Raw genomic sequence first — 19,899 nt, 5'->3', positions numbered from 1 at the left:
GCACCCGCACCCGCACCCGCACCCGCACCCGCACCCGCACCCGCACCCGCACCCGCACCCGCACCCGCACCCGCACCGAGCCCCGGCACCTGGTGGAAGCCGGCTGCGTCGTCGACGTGGCAATGGCAGCTCACCGGCACCTTGAACACCTCGTACAACGCCACGGTCTACGACATCGACCTGGTCGATGCCAGCGCCGTGACGATCGCGCAGCTGAAGTCCGCAGGCCGCAAGGTGGTCTGCTACTTCTCGGCCGGCAGTTCCGAAGACTGGCGCCCCGATTACTCGAAGTTCGCCACCGCCGACAAGGGCAAGGCGCTCGACGGCTGGGCCGGCGAGAAGTGGCTGGACATCCGCTCCGCCAACGTGCGCACGGTGATGGCGGCCCGCCTCGACCTCGCGCAATCGAAGGGTTGCGATGGCGTCGAGCCGGACAACGTCGACGGCTACACCAACTCGACCGGCTTCCCGCTGACCGAGCAGGACCAGCTCGACTACAACCGCTACCTCGCGACGGCCGCCCACCTGCGCGGCCTGGCGATCGCGCTGAAGAACGACGTCGACCAGCTCGCTGCGCTCGAGCCGTCGTTCGACTTCGCGGTCAACGAGCAGTGCAACGAGTATTCGGAATGCGGTGGCTACTCGGCCTTCACGGCCAAGGGCAAGCCGGTCTTCAACGCCGAGTACAAGAGCAACTACGTGAACAACACCAGCGGTGCGCGCGACAAGCTGTGCGCCGCGTCGAAGGCAGCCGGCATCCGCACCCTGGTGCTGCCGCTCGCACTCGACGGGTCGTTCCGCTACAGCTGCGACTGAAGCAATTCGGCCTCGCTCCCTGGCGGGGGCGAGGCCGAATGATCAAGCTGACGATCGGGAGATCAGTCGAACGTCGGCGTCTCGACGCCCAGCACCTTGTGCAGCTTCGGGCTGGTGGTCGTGTACTGCAAGTGGATGCGCTTGTCCGGGAAGATGTACGGCGCCGCCGCGAAGGCGGCCAGCGCGGCCTCGTGGAAGCCCGACAGGATCAGCTTCTTCTTGCCCGGGTAGGTGTTGACGTCGCCCACCGCGAAGATGCCCGGCGTGCTGGTCTCGAACTTCTCGGTGTCGACGACGATCTGCTTGCGCTCCAGGCTCAGGCCCCATTCGGCGATCGGGCCGAGCTTGGGGCTCAGGCCGAAGAACACCAGCAGCACGTCGAGCGGCACCACACGCGTGACGCCGTCGCCACCGGTCACCTTGATGCCCGACAGCTTGCCGTCGCGCTCGTCGTAGCCGGTCACCTGGCCGACGATGAACTGCATCTCGTAGGCGTCGCACAGCTCCTTCATCTTGGCCACGCTCGCGGGCGCCGCCTTGAAGCCGTCGCGGCGGTGCAGCAGGATCACGCTCTCGGCCTTGTTCGGGCCGTCCTGCACGAAGTTCAGCGTCCAGTCGAGCGCCGAATCGCCGCCGCCGACGATCACCAGGTTCTTGCCGGCGAACTGGGCCGGGTTCTTCACGCGGTAGAACAGCTGCGATTCGTCGAACTTGTCGAGCCCGTCGACCCTCAGCAGCCGCGGCTGGAACGAACCCACGCCGCCGGCGATGAAGATCGTCTTGGTCAGGAAGCGGGTGCCCTTGCTGGTCTCGACGAAGAAGCGGCCGTCGTCCTGCTTCTGCACCACGGTCACTTCCTGGCCGWGGTGGAAGGTGGCGCCGAACGGCTCGATCTGCTTCAGCAGGTTGTCGGTCAGCTCCTTGCCGGTGCACACCGGCACGGCCGGGATGTCGTAGATCGGCTTGTCGGGGTACAGCTCGATGCACTGGCCGCCGGGGTAGGCGAGCGAGTCGATGATGTGGGCCTTGATCTCGAGCAGGCCGAGTTCGAAGACCTGGAACAGGCCGACGGGGCCGGCGCCGACGATGACGGCATCGGTCTCGATGGGGCCGTCGTGCGAGCCGGCAGTCTTTGAAATCTCCACGTTGGCGTTCGGTTCCATGTCAGGTTCTGGTAATGCGGGGCGGGGGCTGGGCTGAGGCCGGGATGGGAATTACTTGATCAATTCGGACAGCTTGCCCGTCTTGTCTTTCCACTCGTCCGCATCGGGCAGCGCGGCCTTGCGCTTGGTGATGCTGGGCCAGTTTTTTGCGAGATCGGCGTTGATCTTGATCATGTGGACCTGGTCGCCGGGGACGTCTTCCTCGGGCAGGATCGCGTTGACCGGGCATTCGGGGATGCACACCGCGCAGTCGATGCACTCGTCCGGATCGATCGTCAGGAAGTTCGGGCCTTCGCGGAAGCAATCGACCGGACACACGTCGACGCAGTCGGTGTACTTGCAACGGATGCATGCTTCGGTGACGACGTGGGTCATGGTGCTGGCTCGAAATAAGAAGAAAAGCTGTCTTGCCGGATGGCAAAACGGGCGATTTTAAGGGCTTGGGGTTTTCACCGGAAGCGAGATGGCTTGCGCAGGGGCTTTTGCCTGCTTTGCAGCAACTGGTTTTTCAACAGCAACGGGCCGGGCCCCTTCACCCACGGTGACGACGGTCGGGCGCCCGGCGTGCAGCAGGCTGGCGCGCGACAAGGTGTCCAGCGTGTGGTCGCTGTGCAACTGGTCGGGCCAGCCGGCGCGCGACACCACGCTGACGGGGGTGTCGGCCGGCCAGCCGCTGTCGAGCAGGCCGCGCGCCAGGGCAGCCAGCTGCTTGCCGGCCATGTAGAACACCTCGGTGTCGGCGCTGCGGGCGGCGCGCAGCTCGCGCGTCTGCGTCATCGCGGTCGTCAGGCTGACGCTGCGGCCGGCGCCGCGGCGGGTCAGCGGGCGCTGCGTGGCTGCCGCCGCGGCGATGGCGGCCGTGACGCCGGGCACCACCTCGCAATCGATGCCGGCCTCGGCCAGCGCGATCAGTTCCTCCTCGAGCCGGCCGAACACGCTCGGGTCGCCACCCTTCAGGCGCACCACGGTCGCGACCTCATGCGCATGCTTCACCAGCAGCGCATTGATGGTCTGCTGGCCGGTGCTGTCGCAGAAGCCGCGCTTGCCGACGTTGATCCAGCGCGCATTCGGCGCATGGGCCCGCAGGGCCGGGTCGGTCAGCGCGTCGAACAGCACCACGTCGGCCTGCGCCAGCCGCTGCGCGCCGCGCACGGTGATCAGGTCGGCCGAGCCCGGGCCCGCACCGATGAAGATGACGCGACCGAGTGCCACTTATGCAGCCCCTTTGACCAGCAGCGCCCCGCTGGTGCGGTTGGTCGCCGGGTCGACGATGATCAGCGAGCCGCCGACGCGGTTCGACTGGTACGACTCCACCGGCAGCGCCTGCTGCGTCTCGACGATCACATGGCCGATCTCGTTGACGGCGAGCTGGTTCGCGTCGATCGCCTCCAGCGTGTGGATGTCGAGCCGGCTCTCGATCGCGGTGATGCGCGCCTGCACCCAGCGGTTGCCGTGGCGCACCCAGTACTTGCGGCCGACGACGGCSGGYTCGGTGTCGAGCCASGCGAGCGTCGCGCTGAAGCGCTGCGTCTCGTGGATGGTCGACGGCGTCGAGAGCCAGTCGCCGCGCGAGACATCGAGCTGCCGGTCGAGCACGACACCSGCCGAYTGGCCGGCCTCGACCACGTCGACCACSTCRCCGGCCAGGCGCACCTCGGCGACCACCGCGGTCTGGTTGCTCGGGAAGACCTGCACCGTGTCGCCGGCCTTCACGCGGCCGTGGGCSACGCGGCCGTACAGCGTGCGCGGCTGGTTGCCGGTGCCTTCGCCTTCGCGCGACACGTACTGCACGGGGATCAGCAGGTCGCCGTCCTTGCGCTCCTGCAGCGCCGGCAGSGCTTCCAGCARYTGCAGCAGCGACGGGCCGTCRTACCAGTCGGCGGCSAGCGGCTGCGTGACGTTGTCGCCGCGCAGCGCCGACACCGGGATCACGCCGGCCACCGCGATGCCGGCCTGCTGCGCGAACGCCAGCAGCGCGGYCTTGGTGGCCGTGAAGGCCTGCGCCGGGTCGCTCACCGCATCGAGCTTGTTGACCGCGAACACGATGTTCGGCACGCGCAGCAGGTGCGCCAGCAGCGCATGGCGGCGCGTCTGCGCCAGCAGCGGCAGCGGGCTCGCGTGGGTGTCGAGCTTGGTGATGTCGACCAGCACSACGGCCGCATCGCTGCCGGCCGCGGCCGTCACCATGTTGCGGGTGTACTGCTCATGGCCGGGSGCGTCGGCGATGATGAACTTGCGCTGCTTGGTCGCGAAGTAGCGGTAGGCCACGTCGATCGTGATGCCYTGCTCGCGCTCGGCCTCCAGGCCGTCGGTCAGCAGCGACAGGTCGATCGGCGCCCCGGCGGCGCGCTTCTCGAGCGTGTCGAGCTGGTCGGCCAGGATCGCGCGGCTGTCGAACAGCAACCGGCCGATCAGCGTGCTCTTGCCGTCGTCGACGCTGCCCGCGGTCAGGAATCTCAGGGCGCGGTGGTCTTTCACTTGAACTTGCGGCGTGCTCATCAGAAATAGCCTTCCTTCTTGCGGCGTTCCATCGACGCGTCCGACGTGCGGTCGTCCATGCGGGTCGCGCCGCGTTCGCTGACSGTCACCTTCAGYGTYTCGGCGACGATCTCGGTCGCGTTCGCGGCCGGGCTCTCGACCGGGCAGGTGCAGGTCATGTCRCCGACCGTGCGAAAGCGCACCTCGGCCGTCTCGACCACCTCGCCGGCCTCGGGCGGCGTCACCTCGGTCAGCGGCACCAGCAGGCCCTTGCGGCGGATCACCTGGCGGTCGTGCGCGTAGTACAGGTTGGGCAGCGGGATCTTCTCGCGGGCGATGTACAGCCACACGTCGAGCTCGGTCCAGTTGCTGATCGGGAACGCGCGCATGTGCTCGCCCGGCTTGATGCGGGTGTTGAACAGCGTCCACAGCTCGGGGCGCTGCTCCTTCGGCTGCCATTGGCCGAAGCTGTCGCGGTGCGAGAAGATGCGCTCCTTCGCGCGGGCCTTCTCTTCGTCGCGGCGCGCGCCGCCCATCAGCACGTCGAAGCGGTGTTCCTCGATGGCTTCGAGCAGCGCGACCGTCTGGTGGCCGTTGCGCGACTCCAGCGGGTGCGACAGGCGCACCGTGCCGCGCTTGATCGAGTCTTCGAGGTGGCCGACGACCAGGCGCTCGCCCATCTCGGCGACGCGGCGGTCGCGGAACTCGATCACTTCCGGAAAATTGTGCCCGGTGTCGACGTGCAGCAGCGGGAAGGGCAGGCGGCCCTTGTACTCGCCGTCGGCGCCCTTGCTCTTGAAGGCCTTCTCGGCCAGGCGCAGCACCACGCACGAATCCTTGCCGCCCGAGAACAGCAGGGCCGGGCGCTCGAACGCGGCGACGGTCTCGCGCAGGATGAAGATGGCTTCTTCCTCGAGCCAATCGAGGTGGGATTGATCGAGGCTGGCCGTCACGCGCTCGGGCGTCACGCGCTCGCGAAGGGAGGGGTCATCATGCAGCTTCATAGGTTCCTTCGTCGCTGGGCGCCCGCGCTCAATGGATGACGCGGAGCCCGGCGGTCAACAGGGACACGCACAACAACCCGCGTGTCACTTTCTCTGGCAGGGATCTGATCAATCGCGCGCCCAGCCAGATGCCGGGCAGAGATCCGACCAGCAGGCTGGCGAGCAGGGACCAGTCGACGTTCCCCAGCGCCGCATGCCCCAGGCCCGCGACCAGCGTGAGCACCGCTGCATGGGCGATGTCCGTTCCAATCAGGCGTTGAATGGGAAGTCGCGGATAGAGGACGAGGGTCAGGGTCGCGCCGATCGCTCCGGCGCCAATCGAACTGAGCGACACCAGGACACCCAGCAGCAGTCCGGCGACAACGGTCAAAGCCCGCTTGCGCGAAGTCGTGAGCAAGGCGTCAAGCTTGAGGCCCAGGGTGTGACAAAAGGGACGACAGACGACCGCGACCGCGGTCATGAGCAGTGCCACGCCCAGCACCTGCATCATCAGGTGGCTGACCCCCTTCGTCATGCCGGTGTATCGCATCAGCATGAGCGTGATGACCGTCGCCGGGATGCTGCCCAGCAGCATCCAGGCGACGATTCCGTAGTCGACGTGGCCTTGGCGGTGGTGGGCGATCGTTCCGTTGGTCTTGGTGATTGCAGCGAACCACAAATCGGTGCCGATGGCCAGCGGTGCGCTGAGATTGAAGACGCCCATCAAAAGCGGCGTCATGAGCGAGCCTCCACCCACGCCGGTCAAGCCGACAATGGCACCAATCGCGAATCCACTCGCCACTGCCAGCCAGTCCATGACATCCCGATCTTGAGGCGCCGGCCAGAGCCGGCGCGATGGCTTGCATTCCAACCCGACGCTCAGGTCGCGTCGAGTTCAGGCTGAACTCAAACTGCGAGCCGTGCCCCTTGCCTAGGCGAAGCTGTGCTGCGGCGCGGCATCATGCCCGGCGACACGAAACACAGAGATCGCCACAGACAGCTTCTCGGCCTGTTGACGCAGGCTCTCGGCCGCTGCCGATGTCTCCTCGACCAGGGCCGAGTTTTGCTGCGTGGTGTTATCCAGCTGCGCCACCGCCTGATTGATCTGGCCGACACTGGAGTTCTGTTCCGAGCTGGATTGCGTGATGTCGGCGATCAACTCGCTCACCTTGCGAACCTGTTGCACGGCCTCGTCGATGGTCTTGCGCGCCGCATTGACCTGCACGGTGCCGGCGTCCACCTTTTCCACACTGGTGGTGATCAGGCTCTTGATCTCCTTCGCCGCGTCCGCCGAGCGCCGGGCCAGGTTGCGCACCTCTGCCGCGACCACGGCAAAACCTCGCCCTTGCTCGCCGGCGCGCGCCGCCTCCACAGCGGCGTTGAGTGCCAGGATGTTGGTCTGGAAGGCGATGCCGTCGATCACCGTGATGATGTCGGATATCTTGCGGCTCGAATCCTGGATGCCCTCCATGGTTTCGACCACACGCTCGACCGCGCCGCCCCCTTGCCCGGCCACCTCGGACGCCCTGCCCGAGAGGAGGTTGGCTTCACGCGCATTGTCAGAATTCATCTTGACGCTGTCGGCCATCTGCTGCATCGACGCGGCGGTCTGCTCCAGGCTCGAAGCTTGCGACTCCGTGCGCGAGGACAGGTCAAGGTTGCCATGGGCAATCTGCGTCGCGGCGGTCACCACGGTGTCTACGCCGACGCGCACCGTGCTGACCATGCTGGACAAATTGGTCGTCATGAGATTGAGCGACCCCAACAGTTCACCGATCTCGTCACGCGACCCGATCCGCGCCTGGCGTGTGAGGTCGCCCTCGGCCACCGCTCGAGTGATGGTCACCGCTTCGCTCAGTGGTCGCGTGATCGACCGTGTGATCGCCAGCGCTGCAACCACGCCCACCAGCATGGCCGCCGCAGCCAGGCCCCCCAGCGTCCACAGCACGGCCTGGTAAGTTGCCCGGCCTTGCTCGATCATGCGCTGGGCATTCGCATCGCTGTGCGCCAGCCAGGCGTCCTTGGCCTTGATGAGGTTCATGTTGTCCACGCGAGCCTCCCCCAGCATGATGCCGACGGCCACGTCTCGCTGTGCCGGATCGTCGAGGATGGTGCGCGACGCCGTCATGACCTTCTCATTGGAACGCACGAAGGCCTCGAACCTGGTCTTCACTTCTTGCCAATTGGCGCGATCCTCATCGTCCTGGAACAGGGCGCGCGACGAATAATCTTCCAGCACATTGCGTGCGGCTTCGACCGACTTGGCGGTCATCAATTCGGCCTCCTTCTTCTGTTCTTGTTTGCCGAGAATGTGGAGGAACGAGCGGCGTCGCGCGTCGTCGGCGCTGCGCATGAACTCGGTGACCAACTTGTAGGACGCCATGATGTGGCTGTCGTAGTACTCGGTGTGCGCCTGCAGGCGATCAGCCTGCACCTTGGCAGTGAAAGCCAGGACAGCCAGCATGGTCAGCAACACAGCGAAGCCGGCGCTCAGGCGCGTACCGATCTTCACATTGGACAGGAATTTCATCCTCTACTCCCTTTGGATAAATGCAAAAACTACGTCACTACTATCGACAGGATGGGAGATTTATAGAGTTCGAAAAGACCAACAATTGACGCTCAATTGAGTCCCTGAGTGCTCGTCGCTCTTCCTACATCAGTCCTCGCAATTGACATGGATCAATGTTGATCAATTGCCCTGCGGGCATCAATCTGTAGATGCACCATCGAACGTGAAATGTTCGAGCGATTTGCAGATCGGAGCGGCCAGCGATTGAAAGAACATTTGGCGCAATTAGGTATCTGACGCAGATGGCGCGGACGTCGGTGATCGAAACAATTTATCCGACAAGCGGTCCGTCGACGGAAGCCGAGCTCTGCCTCCCGCCGCGGGAAGTTCACCAGGAGTGCGTCAGGCCTTCAACTGCTGGCGCGCTCGACGATCGAGAAGCCGACATCAATCACGCGCGAATCGAGCGCCTCGCCGGTGGCTCGCGTGACGATGCACTGCGCGGCGAGGTCACCGATCTGCCGTGGGTCGACGCGCACGCTGGTCAGCGCGGGCTCGAGGTCGGCTGCGAAGTTCAGGTCGCCGAAGCCGACCACGGCCAGTTGCGCCGGCACGTCGACGCCGCTCACCCGCGCCTCGGTCAACACACCGAGCGCCAGCAGGTCGGAGCTGCAGAACACCGCATCGGCCTGCGGCTGCTGGCGCAGCAGCTCGCGCAGCGCCGTGCGGCCATGGCCCAGGCGGGTCGGCGCGGGCACGTACTGCAGCACCGGCGCGGCCAGCCCGCGCGCCTGCGCCTCGCCGGCGAAGGCCTCGGCGCGGCGCCGTGCGCGCGGGTCGTCACCGCCGATCACCGCGAGCCGTTGCCGGCCCCGGTCGGCGAAGAACCCGGCCACCGCACGCCCCACGGCCTCGTGCGAGAAGCCGACCAGCACGTCGATCGGATCGGGGATCAGGTCCCAGGTCTCGACGATCGGGATGCCCGAGGCGAGCAGCCGCTGCCGGCCCTGCGCGGTGTGCAACACGCCGGTCAGCACGATGCCGTCGGGCCGTCGGCCGATGATGTCGGCCAGCAGCTCGTCCTCGCGCGCCTCGCTGTAGCCGCTCTGCCCGACCATCAGCTGGTAGCCGCGTTCGGCGAGGCCGGCGGTCAGCGCCTCGAGCGTCTCGAGGAACATCGGGCCTGACAGCGTCGGCACCACCGCCGCGACGAGCCGGCTGCGGCTCGAGCGCAGCGCGCCGGCCGCGCGGTTGGGCACGTAGCCGGTCTGCGCCACCGCGGCCCGCACCTTCTCGACGGTGCCGGCCGGCACGCTCTCCGGCCGGTTCAGCACGCGCGACACCGTCATCGCCGAGACGCCCGCGACGCGCGCCACGTCGTTGACGGTGATGCTGAGGTGCGAGGCCGTGGCGCGCTGCAGGGTCATCGGCGGGTCAGGCTGCGGGCGACGCCGAGGCGAGTCCCGGGCGGCTGCGGGCGCGCAACTGCAGGCACTGCCAGCCCGCGCCGATCACGAACAGCAGGAACAGCACGCCGGCCGCGGCCTGCAGCTCGGGCGCGTCGGCATTCGGCAGCAGCGGCTTGCCCAGCGGCAGCCGCGTGGTCGTCTCGGTGACGCCGGGAATCATGTGGAAGAAGAACGTGAGCGAGTAGCTGACGGTCTCGACATACGGCGACGCGCCGCCGAACAGCTTGCGCCGGCCGGCCAGCGCCGCGACCGCCAGCACGACCAGCGTGATGATGCCCAGCATGTGCGGCTTGCCGAAGCCGCCGTGCTGGAAGATGCCGAAGCCGGTGACGCAGGTCAGCACCGTGGCCCAGATGTAGACGCGGCCGGTGGCGTTGGCCGCGACGATGCGCTTGTCTCTGAAGAACGCCACCAGGCCGGCCGCGACCGCGACGAGCGAGATGACCGTGTGGATGACGCCTAGGGATGTCAAACCGAACATGGGTTCCTCCTGGGGTTTGTTGGAGCCCGAACAGTAACCGCCGGCGTCGAGTTCAACAACCGCCCGCGGCCTGCGCGTGCACCGAGGTCCAGCCGCCGGCACGGCGCTTCAGCACGCCGTAGCCGGACCATTCGTAGCCGGCGTAGGCGTAGACGAGTTCGGCGACGCCGTCTTCATCGAGGTCGGCGTCATCGACGAAGTCCATCTCCATCAGCGCGGACTCGCCGGCACCGCCGCGGAAGAACTCCTCATGGGTGGCCGCATAGGCGCCTTGGGCCGTGCGCTCGGCGACGAAGAACAGCGTCTGCGCGTTGTCCTGGTTCTCGATGTGCGACGACGCGACGAGGACCGGCGGGCCTGCGCGCTCGATGCGCACGACCGACACCCGCAAGGCCGCGAGTGTGTCGGCCAGCGCGGCAGCCGGTGCCTGGTGGCGCGCCAGGATGGTGCGCGCGACGTCGCGCGCGGCGGCCCGGTCGGCCTCGGTGGCAGCGCTTGGGCGTTCGACGCCCAGGTCTTTCAGCGGGCGCGTCGTCACGAGCGCCGTCGCGTCGCCTGCCCCCGTCAACGGCGGCGCCAGCACCGCATGGCTGCCTTCCGAACAGCCTTGCCGCTCCTCGATCTGCAGGTGATCGACGCGCGCCTCGCCGACACGAGCACCGGCCCGGTGAAGCTGCACGCGCTGGCCTGGTTGCAGCGAGTCGACGGTCAGCTCGAACGGCGCGAACGCCCCACCGCGCACGATGGTCAGCGGGAACGCGCGGTCGGGCGCCTGCAGCACCAGCACGAGGTTCGGCGCCGCGGTGGAGCGGGCCGGTTGCGCGGCGCTCGCGGTCGCGACGAGCAAGGACGTGAGGGCAAGCAGGCAGCGGATCGATGTCATGCGGGCGATTGTCGGGCAGCGCACCGCCGGCCACCGCCAGCGTCCACACGTGCCAGGCGCAGAGCTCATCTGCGCGCCAGGCATAGAATGTGTACGCATCGATTCCGAGGTACACATCATGCGAACGAACATCGTGATCGACGACAAGCTCATGCGGGACGCGCTGCGAGTGAGTGGCGCGAAGACGAAACGCGAGGTCGTCGAGCTGGCGCTGCAGACCCTGTTGCAGCTGAATCGTCAGGCGCAGGCACGACAGTTCAGGGGAAAGCTTCACTGGGAAGGTGACCTCGACGCAATGAGGACCGACAAGTGATCCTTGTCGACTCCAGCGTCTGGATCGACTATTTTCGCGGTGCGCCCACGCCAGCCGCACAGACCCTCGATGCACTGCTGGACGCCGAGAAGCTCGTTGTCGGCGATCTGATACTGATCGAAGTCTTGCAGGGCTTTCGAACGGATGCCGATTTCAAGGCGGCCAGAAAGGTTCTCGGTGCCTTCGGCGTGGTCGACATCTGCGGGCGCGACACCGCTGTCCAGGCGGCCCAGAACTTTCGAAAGCTCCGAGCGCTCGGCGTAACAGTCCGCAAGACGATCGACACGCTGATCGCGACCCGCTGCATCGAAGATGGCATGCACCTGTTGCACGCGGATCGCGACTTCGATCCTTTTGAAACTCACCTCGGACTCAAGGTCGTCGAGCTTTCCGCACAGTGAGATGACCGCCTCGCATGACCGGAGGCACGAGTCTCTCCGAACCGGCAGAATCGACACAATCTTCCCCACCATGACCCCCACCGGCCAGACCCCCTGCGACAAGGTCGCCATCCTGCATGGCGCGCCCTGCGCCGGCGCGTCGGCCGGCGGGCAGCGCTGGACGCTCGCGGCCGCGATCCTCGGCTCGGGCATGGCCTTCATCGACGGCAGCATCGTCAACGTCGCATTGCCCGCGATCCAGCGCGAGCTGAACGCCAGCGCCGCGCAGCTGCAGTGGATCGTCGAGGCCTATGCGCTGTTCCTCGCGTCGCTGCTGCTGGCCGGCGGCGCGCTCGGCGACCGGCTCGGGCGGCGCCGCGTCTTCATGATCGGCGTCGCGCTGTTCACCGTCGCGTCGGCGGCCTGCGCGCTGTCGCCGTCGGCCGACCTGCTGATCGCGGCGCGCGCGCTGCAAGGCATCGGCGCGGCGCTGCTGGTGCCGGGCAGCCTGTCGCTGATCGGCGCGAACTTCACGCAGGCCGATCGCGGCCGCGCGATCGGCACCTGGTCGGCGCTGAGCGGCGTCGCGGCCGCGGTCGGCCCGGTGCTCGGCGGCTGGCTGGTCGAGCACTACCGCTGGACCTGGGCCTTCCTCGTGAACCTGCCGCTCGGCGCCGCGCTGCTGCTGATCTGCGCCACCCGCGTGCCCGAGAGCCGCAACAGCGCCGACACCTCGGCGATCGACGTCCCCGGCGCGGTGCTCGTGACGATCGGCCTCGCCGGCATCGTGTTCGCGCTGGTGCAGGCGCCGTTGCACGGCTGGGGCTCAGCCGACGTGCTGGCGGCGCTCGCGGTCGGCATCGCGGGCCTCGCGTTCTTCCTGCGTGTCGAGGCGCGCAGCGCCGCGCCGATGGTGCCGCTGCGCCTGTTCCGCATCGGCGACTTCGCCGGCGCCAACCTGCTGACGCTGCTGCTGTACGCCGCGCTTGGCGGCGGTCTGTACTTCCTGCCGCTCAACCTGATCCAGGTCCAGGGCTACGGCGCGGCGGCGGCCGGTGCCGCAATGCTGCCGTTCATCGCGATCATGTTCGCGCTGTCGCGGGCCGCGGGGCACCTCGTCGACCGCACCGGGCCGCGCCTGCCGCTGATCGTCGGCCCGCTGGTGGCCGCCGCCGGTTTCGCGCTGTTCATGCTGCCCGGCGTCGGCAGCGGCTACTGGACGGGCTTCTTCCCGGCCACCATCGTGCTCGGCCTCGGCATGGCCATCACGGTCGCGCCGCTCACGACCACGGTGATGAACGCGGTCGGCGCGGAGGCGGCCGGCGTGGCCTCGGGCGTCAACAACGCGGTGTCGCGCGCGGCCGGCCTGCTGGCCATCGCCGGCTTCGGCGTGCTGATGGCGCATGGCTTCAACCACCAGCTTGCCGAGTCGCTGCAGGCGCTGTCGCTGCCGGCCGGCGTGGCCGATGCAGTGCGGCAGCAGCAGGACCGGCTCGCCGGCATCGCGCTGCCCGACGGGCTCGACGCCACGCTCAGGCCGGCCCTGCAACACGCCATCGGCGGCGCCTTCGTGGCCGGGTTCCGGCAGGTGATGGGCGTGTGTGCGGCGCTCGCGCTGCTCAGCGGCCTGAGTGCGGCCTGGATGATCGGCCGCGGAAAGCCTGCATGAATGCGCTGCGCGGCCTCGCGTGGCTGCTGCTGTTGCAGGCGGCCGGCGAGGCCATCGCCCATGCGACGAAGCTGCCGATCCCCGGCCCGGTGATCGGCCTCGCGCTGCTGCTGGCGCTGCTGCGCTGGCCGGTCGTGCGCGCACCGGTGCAGGCCGCGGCCGAGCTGCTGCTGACGCACCTGTCGCTGCTGTTCGTGCCGGTCGGTGTCGGCGTGATCACGCACCTCGACCTGGTGTCGAGCTGGGGCTGGCAATTGCTGGTCGTCGTCTGCGCGTCGACCTGGACGGGCATGGCGGTCACCGGGCTCGTGCTGCGCGTGCTGTTGCGCCCGGAACCTCGAGAGGGCCACGATGGCTGACTTCGTGCAGCTCTGGGTCTACCTGTCGACGACGCCGCTGTTCGGCCTGACGGCCACGCTCGTCACCTACGTGCTGGTGCAGGCCGGCCACGAGCGCGTCGGCCGCGCCGCGTGGGCCAACCCGGTGCTGTGGTCGGTGGTCATGATCGGCTGCGTGCTGCTCGCGACGAAGACGCCCTACCCGACCTACTTCGCCGGTGCGCAGTTCGTGCACGTGCTGCTGGGGCCGGCGGTGGTCGCGCTCGGCTGGCCGCTGTGGGTGCGGCGGCACGAGATGCGGCGCCGCGGCGTCGCGCTCGTCATCGCCGCGCTGGCCGGCGGCAGCGCGGCCGCCGCCAGCGCGGTCGCGATGGGCCTCGCGTTCGGCATGCCGGCCGACGTGGTGCGCTCGCTGGCGCCGAAGTCGGTCACCGCACCGGTGGCGATGGGCATCGCCGAGCAGATCGGCGGTGTGCCGGCACTGGCCGCGGTGTTCGCGGTGCTGACCGGCATGGCCGGTGCGCTGTCGGCGCGCTGGCTCTTCAACGCACTCGGGTTCACCGATTGGGCGGTGCGCGGCTTCGCGCTCGGCACCACCTCGCACGGCATCGGCGCAGCCCGCGCGCTGCAGGTCAACGACGAGGCCGGGGCCTACGCCGGCATCGCGCTCGGGCTGCAGGTGGTGCTGGCGGCCTTGTTGATGCCGCTGGTGTTCAGGCTCGTCGCGGGCTGACGGTACGCGTGCGGGAACGCAGCAGCAGCATCGCAGCTGCACCCGCGAGCATCGCCGCCATCCCCCACGCATAGTCCGCATACACCAGCGCGCACGAACCGCACATGAAGCCGGCGCTGAGGTAAAGATTGTCCTCGTCGCGCCGCTGCGCCCACAGCGCCGAGCCGATCGCCGCCAGCGCCAGGTAGATGCCGAACCCGAACGCCACCGTGATCGCAGTGCCGTCGTTCAGCGAGAACGGATCCCAGGCCTTCAGCTGCGCGTCGCTGTGCGATGCATCCGTGAGCCACCCCATGCGCTCAAGCACGTCCAGCAGGTAGCCGGCATGCGTGTCGCGGTAGATCTGCAGGCGCTTGACGCCGGCGATCAGCCACAGCGCCAGCGCACCGACCGCGATCGAGTTGATGCCATGGAGGTTGCGACGCGACATGCCGTGGATGGTAGGCGACGTCCCGTGATCCTGCGATGCCGCCGAGTGGGCTTGACAGAGTCATCTAACATATTGGATGATTATTCCAATGCAAGACGCGCCGACCTCCTCCCTCTCCGACCGCATCGCGCAGAACCTGCGCGAGTTGCGCGCCGCGCGCGGCCTGTCGCTCGACGAGCTGGCCACGCAATGCGGTGTCAGCCGCTCGATGATCTCGCTGATCGAGCGCGGCGAAAGCAGCCCCACCGCCGTGGTGCTGGAGAAGCTGGCGACCGGGCTCGGCGTCGCGCTGGCGTCGCTGTTCGAGGCGCCCGGTGCCGAAGCTGCGCCGGTGTCGCGACTGGCCGATCAGCTGCTGTGGCGCGACCCGGCCTCGGGCTATGTGCGGCGCAACGTCTCGCCGCCCGGCTTCGCGTCGCCGATCCAGATCGTCGAGGTCGCGTTTCCGGCCGGCGCGCGCGTCAGCTACGAGACCGCCGCTCGCACGCCGCGCGTGCACCAACAGGTCTGGGTGCTCGAAGGCAGCATCGCCATCGCGCTCGGCGACGAGCGGCACCGGCTGAACGCCGGCGACTGCCTGGCGATGGTGCTCGACCGCCCGATGAGCTACCACAACCCGACGCGCAAGCCGGCCCGCTACGCCGTCGTGATCACCACCGAAACCGCCCCCTGGAGATGAGATGCCCTCCCCTGACCTGACCGTTCGGCGGCTCACCGCGCTGACCCCGGCCGACATCGATGCGCTGTCCGCGGTGTTGATCGACTGCGTCGACGGCGGCGCCTCGGTCGGCTTCATGCAGCCGTTCGCGCCGGAGCGCGCACAGGCCTTCTGGCGCCGCATCGCCGAAGGCGTCGCCAGCGGCGAGCGCGCGCTGCTGGTGGCCGAAGACGCGCAAGGCATCGTCGGCACCGTGCAGCTGGTGCTCGACCAGCCAGACAACCAGCCGCACCGCGCCGACCTCTGCAAGATGCTGGTGCACCGCCGCTCGCGCCGCCAGGGCACCGGTGCCGCGCTGATGCGCGCGGCCGAAACGCTTGCAAGGGAGTACGCCAAGACGCTGCTGGTGCTCGACACCGCGAACCCCGATGCCGAACGGCTGTACGAACGAGAGGGCTGGCAGCGCGTCGGCGTGGTGCCCGACTACGCGCTGATGCCCGAGGGCGGGCTGTGCGCGACGACCTACTTCTATCGGCGTTTGAGCGCCTGAAGAACGGCTAACGCCCGACCGCGGCGCACAGCCGCGCGGCCTGCCGCACATGCGGCGCGAGCACTTGGGTCTCGGCCGCCTCGTCGCGCTTCAGCGCATGCGAGGCCGCCGCCTGCCATTCGGCTTCGGTCACGCTCTGCGCGAGGCTCTTGCTCCAGCAGCCGCACATCGCCTGGGCGTTCGACGGGGTCAGCCCGCCCGCCTTCGCGTCGGTGACGCAGCCGGCCTCGAGCTTCTGCCGGTAGGTGGCGATCTGCTCGGGGCGCAACTCGGCGGCGGCCGGCTGCGCTCCCGCGCTGCCGATCAAGAGCATCCCAACCATGGCCAGAAAAAGTCGGTTCATCACGCAGCGATTGTGCGTGCCGACTCTGAGCCAGGGAAGCACCGCATCCCCCTGAAATCGGGGTGCGTCGAACTCGCGCCGGCGGAACCTTCAGGCCGCGGCGAGCGCAGGCTGCCGGTCGCCGACCAGCAGCATGGTCGCGGTGGCGGCCGGTGCCGGCCGCGAGTGCAGGAAGCCCTGCACGATGTCGCAGCCCCAGCCGTCGAGCAGGTTCTGCTGGGCCGGCGTCTCGACGCCTTCGGCCGTGACCGACAGCCCGAGGCTGTGCGCCAGCTCGATGACGGTGCGCACGATGGTGTCGTCCTGCTCGCTCGCGCCGAGCTGGCTGATGAACGAGCGGTCGATCTTCAGCCGGTTCAGCGGGAAGCGGCGCAGGTACGACAGGCTGGCGTAGCCGGTGCCGAAGTCGTCGATCGCGAGCTGCAGCCCGAGCGCGCGCAGCGCATGCAGCCGCGCGACGCTGGCCTCGGCGTCGTCCATCACGCTGCCTTCGGTGATCTCGAGCTCGATCTGCGCCGGGTCGACGCCGGTCTCGGCCAGCGTCTCGCGCACCGTGGTCATGAACTCCGGGTGGTTGAACTGGCGCGGCGAGATGTTCACGGCCACCACCGGCGCCCCCAGCCCCGCATCGGCCCAGGCCCTGGCCTGCAGGCACGACTGGCGCAGCACCCAGGCGCCGATGCGCACGATCAGCCCGGTCTCCTCGGCCAGCGGAATGAAATGTGCCGGCGACACCATCTTGCCGTCGTCATGCCAGCGCAGCAGCGCCTCGAAGCCCTTGATGCCGCCGCCACGTGCGCGCTGGCCCTGGTAGAAGACCTCGAAGTCGCCGGATTCCAGCGCCTTGTTCATGCGCGATTCCATGCGCAGCTTGTCGCGCTGGCCTTCGCCGATGCGCGCGTCGTAGACCACGTGGCTGTTACCCGGCTCGGCCTGCGCCTGCAGCTTGGCCAGCTCGGCCAGGCGCGCCACCTCGTCGTGGCTGCTCGCGTCCTTCGGGTACTCGGAGGCGCCGATGCCGATCGAGACCATCAGGTCCTGGTGGCCGATCTCGAACGGCATCTCCATCGCCTCGGTCAGCGCTTCGAGTCCACGGTGCAGCCGCGGCACGTCGGCGCCGAAACGGTAGATCGCGGCGAAGGTCACGCCGTCGATGCGGTACAGGCGGCCGTCGTGGCGGGTCGCCGCGTCGTCCAGCCGGGTCGCGATCTGGCACAGCAGCGTGTCGCCCAGCTGGTGGCCGACGCTGCCGACGATCAGGCCGAACTGCTTGACCGACAGCGTCACCGCGCAGTACGGCTGCCCGCCCAGCGAGGCGACGTCGGCTTCCATCGCACGGCGGTTCAGCAGGCCGGTGACCTTGTCGTGCGTGCTCGCGAACTCCAGCGCGTCGTTGTTGAGGGCGAGCCGGCGGTTCGCATCGAGCGAGCGCAGGTAGAGCCGCCAGGCCGCGACGATGCCGATCGCCATCGCCACCACCAGCAGGAAGCCGAGCGCGCGCTCGTTCTTGCGGCGCGAGATCTCGACCGCCTGCAGCTCGTTGTCGTGCTGCAGCTGCTCCAGCTGGCGCTGGCGCTGCTGGAAGCTCGACTCGCGCTGCAGTGCGACGACCGTGCTGTGGCGGTCGCGGCGTTCGAGGTCGGTCTCGAGCAGCAGGGCCTCGCGCAGCCGGTCGAGGGCCTGCGCGGCCTGCCCGGCGCGCTCCAGCGCGGTGGCATAGCGGTTCAGCTGGATCAGGTATTCGGCATTGCGACCGGCATTGCCGAGCGTCGAGAGGCCCTGGTCGGCGAGCTGCCGGCCGGTCAGCACATGGCCGGCGCCCAGTTCGGCCAGGCCCTGGTTGACGAGGGCGCGCGCGGCGGTGCCGCGGTCCTGGCGCAGGTCGGCCAGGCGCTGCGCGCGCAGCGCGAACTCGCGCGCCGCCGGGTAGTCGCGGTGGCCGAGGTACAGCGTCGACATCGTCAGCAGGGTGTCGAGCTCGGTGCTGAGCCAACTGGTACCGCCCATCTGCGAATTGACGCCGGACGCCGGCCGCACCACGCTGCCCGTGAGCGCGGCCTGCTGGCGCGCGTGGTCGGCGCGGTCGGGCTGGTGCGACGCTTCGGAGGCCAGCGCCTCCATGATCCAGCCCGAGGTGATCAGCGCCACGTCGCCGGCGCGGCTGGCCAGCTCGCGCACCCTGCGCGATTCCACCAGCGCCGAGGCGGTATCGCCCTTGACGATGCGCAGCGGCGCCAGCGCCTGGTAGGCCTGGGCCTCGCGGCGCGGATTGCGGCCGGTGCGCGCGGCCTGCGCCGCGGCTTCGAGCAGGCGGATGCCTTCGTCGATCTGCCCGTTCAAGGTGGCCAGGTCGCCGGCGGTCATGTCGACCCAGTAACTGAGGTCGGGGCTGTTCACCTTCTCGGCCAGCGGCACCGCGCTCTCGATCCAGCCGAAGGCCGCGCGCACCTGGCCGGAGAACTGCAGCACACAGGCCTTCAGCGTGTAGGCCGAGGCGAGTGCCGCGGCGTCTTCGGTGCGCCGGCCGATCTCGGTGAGTTCCTCGATCGCGGCCTCGGCCACGGCCGGCTTGTCGATGGCGGCATGGGCATAGCCCCAGGCGGCCAGGAAGATGCGCAGGTCGTCGCCACCGCTTGCCCGCGCCAGCGCCTCGATCGGGCGCAATTCGGTGATGACCGAGGCGGGTTCATTGCCATGGCGGGCTTCGATCGCGAAGACGGATGCGCCGATCTCGCCAGCCTGCGCCGGGCGGGCCAGCGTCAGCGCGCCGCCCACCAGCAGCAACAGGCACCCGGCAGCGACACGGCGTTGCCAGGGGGCTTTGTTGAAGCAGGCGAAGGAGAGCACACGGTTTTATCGGCCCTGCCGGCAACCGGCTTGAGACGGCCGGACCCGCGGCCGACGCCGCATGCCGTGTGCAAAGTCGCGGTTCGGCGGCCGCTGCAGGCTCAGGGCTGCGGGCCGTCGTAGCCTTCGATCACGACGATGTCAAGCGTCGACACCGTCTCGCGCAGCCGGATCGCGGCCTGGTAGTCGTCCGACTTCCAGCAGGCGAGTGCCGCCTCGTAGGACGGGAATTCCAGCACGACGTGGCGCGCCCGGCTGCTGCCCTCGACCACCTCGAAGCCGCCGGCGCGCACCAGGAAGCGCGCGCCGAAGCGCTTGAACGGCGCGGCATTGGCCGCCTGGTAGGTCTTGTAGACCTCGGGATCGGTGATGTCGGCGCGCACGATCCAGTAGCCCTTGGGCATGTCAGTCTCCGGAGTCTGGGGAAGGACCCCGGAGCTTGCCATCAAATCAGTTGAAACTGACCCCGGCGGTGTCCGCGTTCACCAGCTTCTTGTTCTTGAAGTCGATCGTGAAGTGGCCGCTCGGCTTGCCCGAACCCAGCCCCTTGAAGATCGCGAACACCTGCTTGAACTGGCTCTGGAAGGCCACCTGCACCGCGTTCTGGTCCGACGGCTTGTCGCCCACCTTCACGATCGCCGCGGGCGCGGCCGGGAACGCCGACATCAGCAGCTTGTACTGCTTCACGCGCAGCTCGCCCATGTCGCGCAGCGCCAGCTCGCCGGCGTACACCGTGCGGTGGAAGTCGCCGTAGAACTCGTACGGCGTGACGGCGGCGAGCGCGTCGAAGTCCAGCCCGGCGGCCGCGGCCAGCGCGCGCGCCTTGGTGGTGGCGGTGGCCCAGTCGGCCGCC

At 68.7% G+C, this 19,899-nt stretch carries 22 protein-coding genes and 1 pseudogene; 8 read left to right on the top strand and 15 right to left on the bottom strand.

Features of this window, described 5'->3' with window-relative positions; genetic code table 11:
- Nucleotides 1–816, top strand: an 816-nt coding sequence (locus ACXJLU_RS28010; protein ID WP_457336651.1) for an endo alpha-1,4 polygalactosaminidase, incomplete at its 5' end; no start/stop codon positions are given.
- A 62-nt stretch (nucleotides 817–878) separates the two neighbouring features.
- Here the strand turns inward: ACXJLU_RS28010 and ACXJLU_RS28005 are convergent.
- The 10 genes from ACXJLU_RS28005 to ACXJLU_RS27960 all read right to left on the bottom strand — a co-directional run bounded on the left by ACXJLU_RS28005 (nucleotide 879) and on the right by ACXJLU_RS27960 (nucleotide 10,785).
- Nucleotides 879–1,979, bottom strand: coding sequence for an NAD(P)/FAD-dependent oxidoreductase (locus ACXJLU_RS28005; protein ID WP_457336649.1), 1,101 nt, complete (start codon nucleotides 1,977–1,979; stop codon nucleotides 879–881).
- Nucleotides 1,980–2,030: 51 nt separating this feature from the next.
- Nucleotides 2,031–2,354, bottom strand: a complete 324-nt coding sequence (gene fdxA / locus ACXJLU_RS28000; protein ID WP_073469399.1) for a ferredoxin FdxA — start codon at nucleotides 2,352–2,354, stop codon at nucleotides 2,031–2,033.
- Between the two features lie 57 nt (nucleotides 2,355–2,411).
- Nucleotides 2,412–3,191, bottom strand: coding sequence for a uroporphyrinogen-III C-methyltransferase (gene cobA / locus ACXJLU_RS27995; protein WP_457336647.1), 780 nt, complete (start codon nucleotides 3,189–3,191; stop codon nucleotides 2,412–2,414).
- Nucleotides 3,192–4,478 (bottom strand): sulfate adenylyltransferase subunit 1, encoded by a 1,287-nt coding sequence (locus tag ACXJLU_RS27990; protein ID WP_457336645.1) that lies wholly within the window; start codon nucleotides 4,476–4,478, stop codon nucleotides 3,192–3,194. It lies immediately after the preceding gene.
- A complete protein-coding gene (cysD, locus tag ACXJLU_RS27985; RefSeq protein WP_457336643.1) occupies nucleotides 4,478–5,461 on the bottom strand; it encodes a sulfate adenylyltransferase subunit CysD in 984 nt (327 codons plus the stop codon). Before cysD ends, ACXJLU_RS27990 begins: the two co-directional genes overlap by 1 nt.
- A 28-nt stretch (nucleotides 5,462–5,489) precedes the next feature.
- Nucleotides 5,490–6,257, bottom strand: a complete 768-nt coding sequence (locus tag ACXJLU_RS27980) for a sulfite exporter TauE/SafE family protein (protein ID WP_457336641.1) — start codon at nucleotides 6,255–6,257, stop codon at nucleotides 5,490–5,492.
- A 114-nt stretch (nucleotides 6,258–6,371) separates the two neighbouring features.
- A complete protein-coding gene (locus ACXJLU_RS27975) occupies nucleotides 6,372–7,970 on the bottom strand; it encodes a methyl-accepting chemotaxis protein (RefSeq protein ID WP_457336639.1) in 1,599 nt (532 codons plus the stop codon).
- A 392-nt stretch (nucleotides 7,971–8,362) separates the two neighbouring features.
- On the bottom strand, nucleotides 8,363–9,379 hold the full coding sequence (locus ACXJLU_RS27970; protein ID WP_457336637.1) for a LacI family DNA-binding transcriptional regulator: 1,017 nt from the start codon (nucleotides 9,377–9,379) through the stop codon (nucleotides 8,363–8,365).
- 7 nt (nucleotides 9,380–9,386) lie between these two features.
- Complete coding sequence (locus tag ACXJLU_RS27965) at nucleotides 9,387–9,902, bottom strand: DUF2306 domain-containing protein (RefSeq protein ID WP_457336635.1); 516 nt, start codon at nucleotides 9,900–9,902, stop codon at nucleotides 9,387–9,389.
- Nucleotides 9,903–9,954: 52 nt separating this feature from the next.
- Entirely contained in the window at nucleotides 9,955–10,785 is an 831-nt protein-coding gene (locus ACXJLU_RS27960) for a hypothetical protein (protein ID WP_457336633.1), read from the bottom strand.
- A 118-nt stretch (nucleotides 10,786–10,903) separates the two neighbouring features.
- Here ACXJLU_RS27960 and ACXJLU_RS27955 point away from each other — a divergent pair, with 118 nt between their 5' ends.
- From ACXJLU_RS27955 to ACXJLU_RS27935, 5 genes are all read left to right on the top strand, one after another.
- The gene (locus ACXJLU_RS27955) at nucleotides 10,904–11,098 is read left to right on the top strand and encodes a type II toxin-antitoxin system VapB family antitoxin (RefSeq protein ID WP_168560739.1); all 195 of its coding nucleotides are present in this window, start codon (nucleotides 10,904–10,906) and stop codon (nucleotides 11,096–11,098) included.
- Complete coding sequence (gene vapC / locus ACXJLU_RS27950; protein WP_457336631.1) at nucleotides 11,095–11,499, top strand: type II toxin-antitoxin system VapC family toxin; 405 nt, start codon at nucleotides 11,095–11,097, stop codon at nucleotides 11,497–11,499. The genes ACXJLU_RS27955 and vapC overlap by 4 nt, the downstream gene beginning before the upstream one ends.
- 70 nt (nucleotides 11,500–11,569) lie before the next feature.
- On the top strand, nucleotides 11,570–13,147 hold the full coding sequence (locus ACXJLU_RS27945; RefSeq protein ID WP_457336629.1) for a DHA2 family efflux MFS transporter permease subunit: 1,578 nt from the start codon (nucleotides 11,570–11,572) through the stop codon (nucleotides 13,145–13,147).
- Nucleotides 13,144–13,506, top strand: a complete 363-nt coding sequence (locus tag ACXJLU_RS27940; RefSeq protein WP_073468730.1) for a CidA/LrgA family protein — start codon at nucleotides 13,144–13,146, stop codon at nucleotides 13,504–13,506. Before ACXJLU_RS27945 ends, ACXJLU_RS27940 begins: the two co-directional genes overlap by 4 nt.
- Complete coding sequence (locus ACXJLU_RS27935) at nucleotides 13,499–14,218, top strand: LrgB family protein (RefSeq protein ID WP_457336627.1); 720 nt, start codon at nucleotides 13,499–13,501, stop codon at nucleotides 14,216–14,218. Before ACXJLU_RS27940 ends, ACXJLU_RS27935 begins: the two co-directional genes overlap by 8 nt.
- Here the strand turns inward: ACXJLU_RS27935 and ACXJLU_RS27930 are convergent.
- Nucleotides 14,199–14,648, bottom strand: coding sequence for a hypothetical protein (locus ACXJLU_RS27930; RefSeq protein WP_457336625.1), 450 nt, complete (start codon nucleotides 14,646–14,648; stop codon nucleotides 14,199–14,201). The genes ACXJLU_RS27935 and ACXJLU_RS27930 overlap by 20 nt on opposite strands.
- Nucleotides 14,649–14,736: 88 nt before the next feature.
- On the opposite strand from ACXJLU_RS27930, the gene ACXJLU_RS27925 reads away from it, so the two are divergent.
- Entirely contained in the window at nucleotides 14,737–15,327 is a 591-nt protein-coding gene (locus ACXJLU_RS27925) for a helix-turn-helix domain-containing protein (protein WP_457336623.1), read from the top strand.
- A 1-nt stretch (nucleotide 15,328) separates the two neighbouring features.
- A complete protein-coding gene (locus ACXJLU_RS27920; protein ID WP_457336621.1) occupies nucleotides 15,329–15,856 on the top strand; it encodes a GNAT family N-acetyltransferase in 528 nt (175 codons plus the stop codon).
- Between the two features lie 7 nt (nucleotides 15,857–15,863).
- Here ACXJLU_RS27920 and ACXJLU_RS27915 read toward each other — a convergent pair whose 3' ends face one another.
- The 4 genes and pseudogenes from ACXJLU_RS27915 to ACXJLU_RS27900 all read right to left on the bottom strand — a co-directional run.
- Nucleotides 15,864–16,178 carry a hypothetical protein gene (locus ACXJLU_RS27915; protein WP_143171830.1) on the bottom strand — a complete coding sequence of 105 codons (315 nt, stop codon included), beginning with the start codon at nucleotides 16,176–16,178 and terminating at the stop codon, nucleotides 15,864–15,866.
- A 111-nt stretch (nucleotides 16,179–16,289) separates the two neighbouring features.
- Nucleotides 16,290–19,046, bottom strand: a complete 2,757-nt coding sequence (locus ACXJLU_RS27910) for a putative bifunctional diguanylate cyclase/phosphodiesterase (RefSeq protein WP_457336619.1) — start codon at nucleotides 19,044–19,046, stop codon at nucleotides 16,290–16,292.
- A gap of 101 nt (nucleotides 19,047–19,147) precedes the next feature.
- On the bottom strand, nucleotides 19,148–19,450 hold the full coding sequence (locus tag ACXJLU_RS27905; protein ID WP_457336617.1) for a DUF1330 domain-containing protein: 303 nt from the start codon (nucleotides 19,448–19,450) through the stop codon (nucleotides 19,148–19,150).
- A gap of 46 nt (nucleotides 19,451–19,496) precedes the next feature.
- Nucleotides 19,497–19,899, bottom strand: a pseudogene (locus ACXJLU_RS27900) (metallophosphoesterase); the annotation flags it as partial.

This window comes from Rhizobacter sp. P5_C2 (genome assembly GCF_054049715.1).
This window is presented reverse-complemented; position numbering and strand designations above follow the sequence as displayed.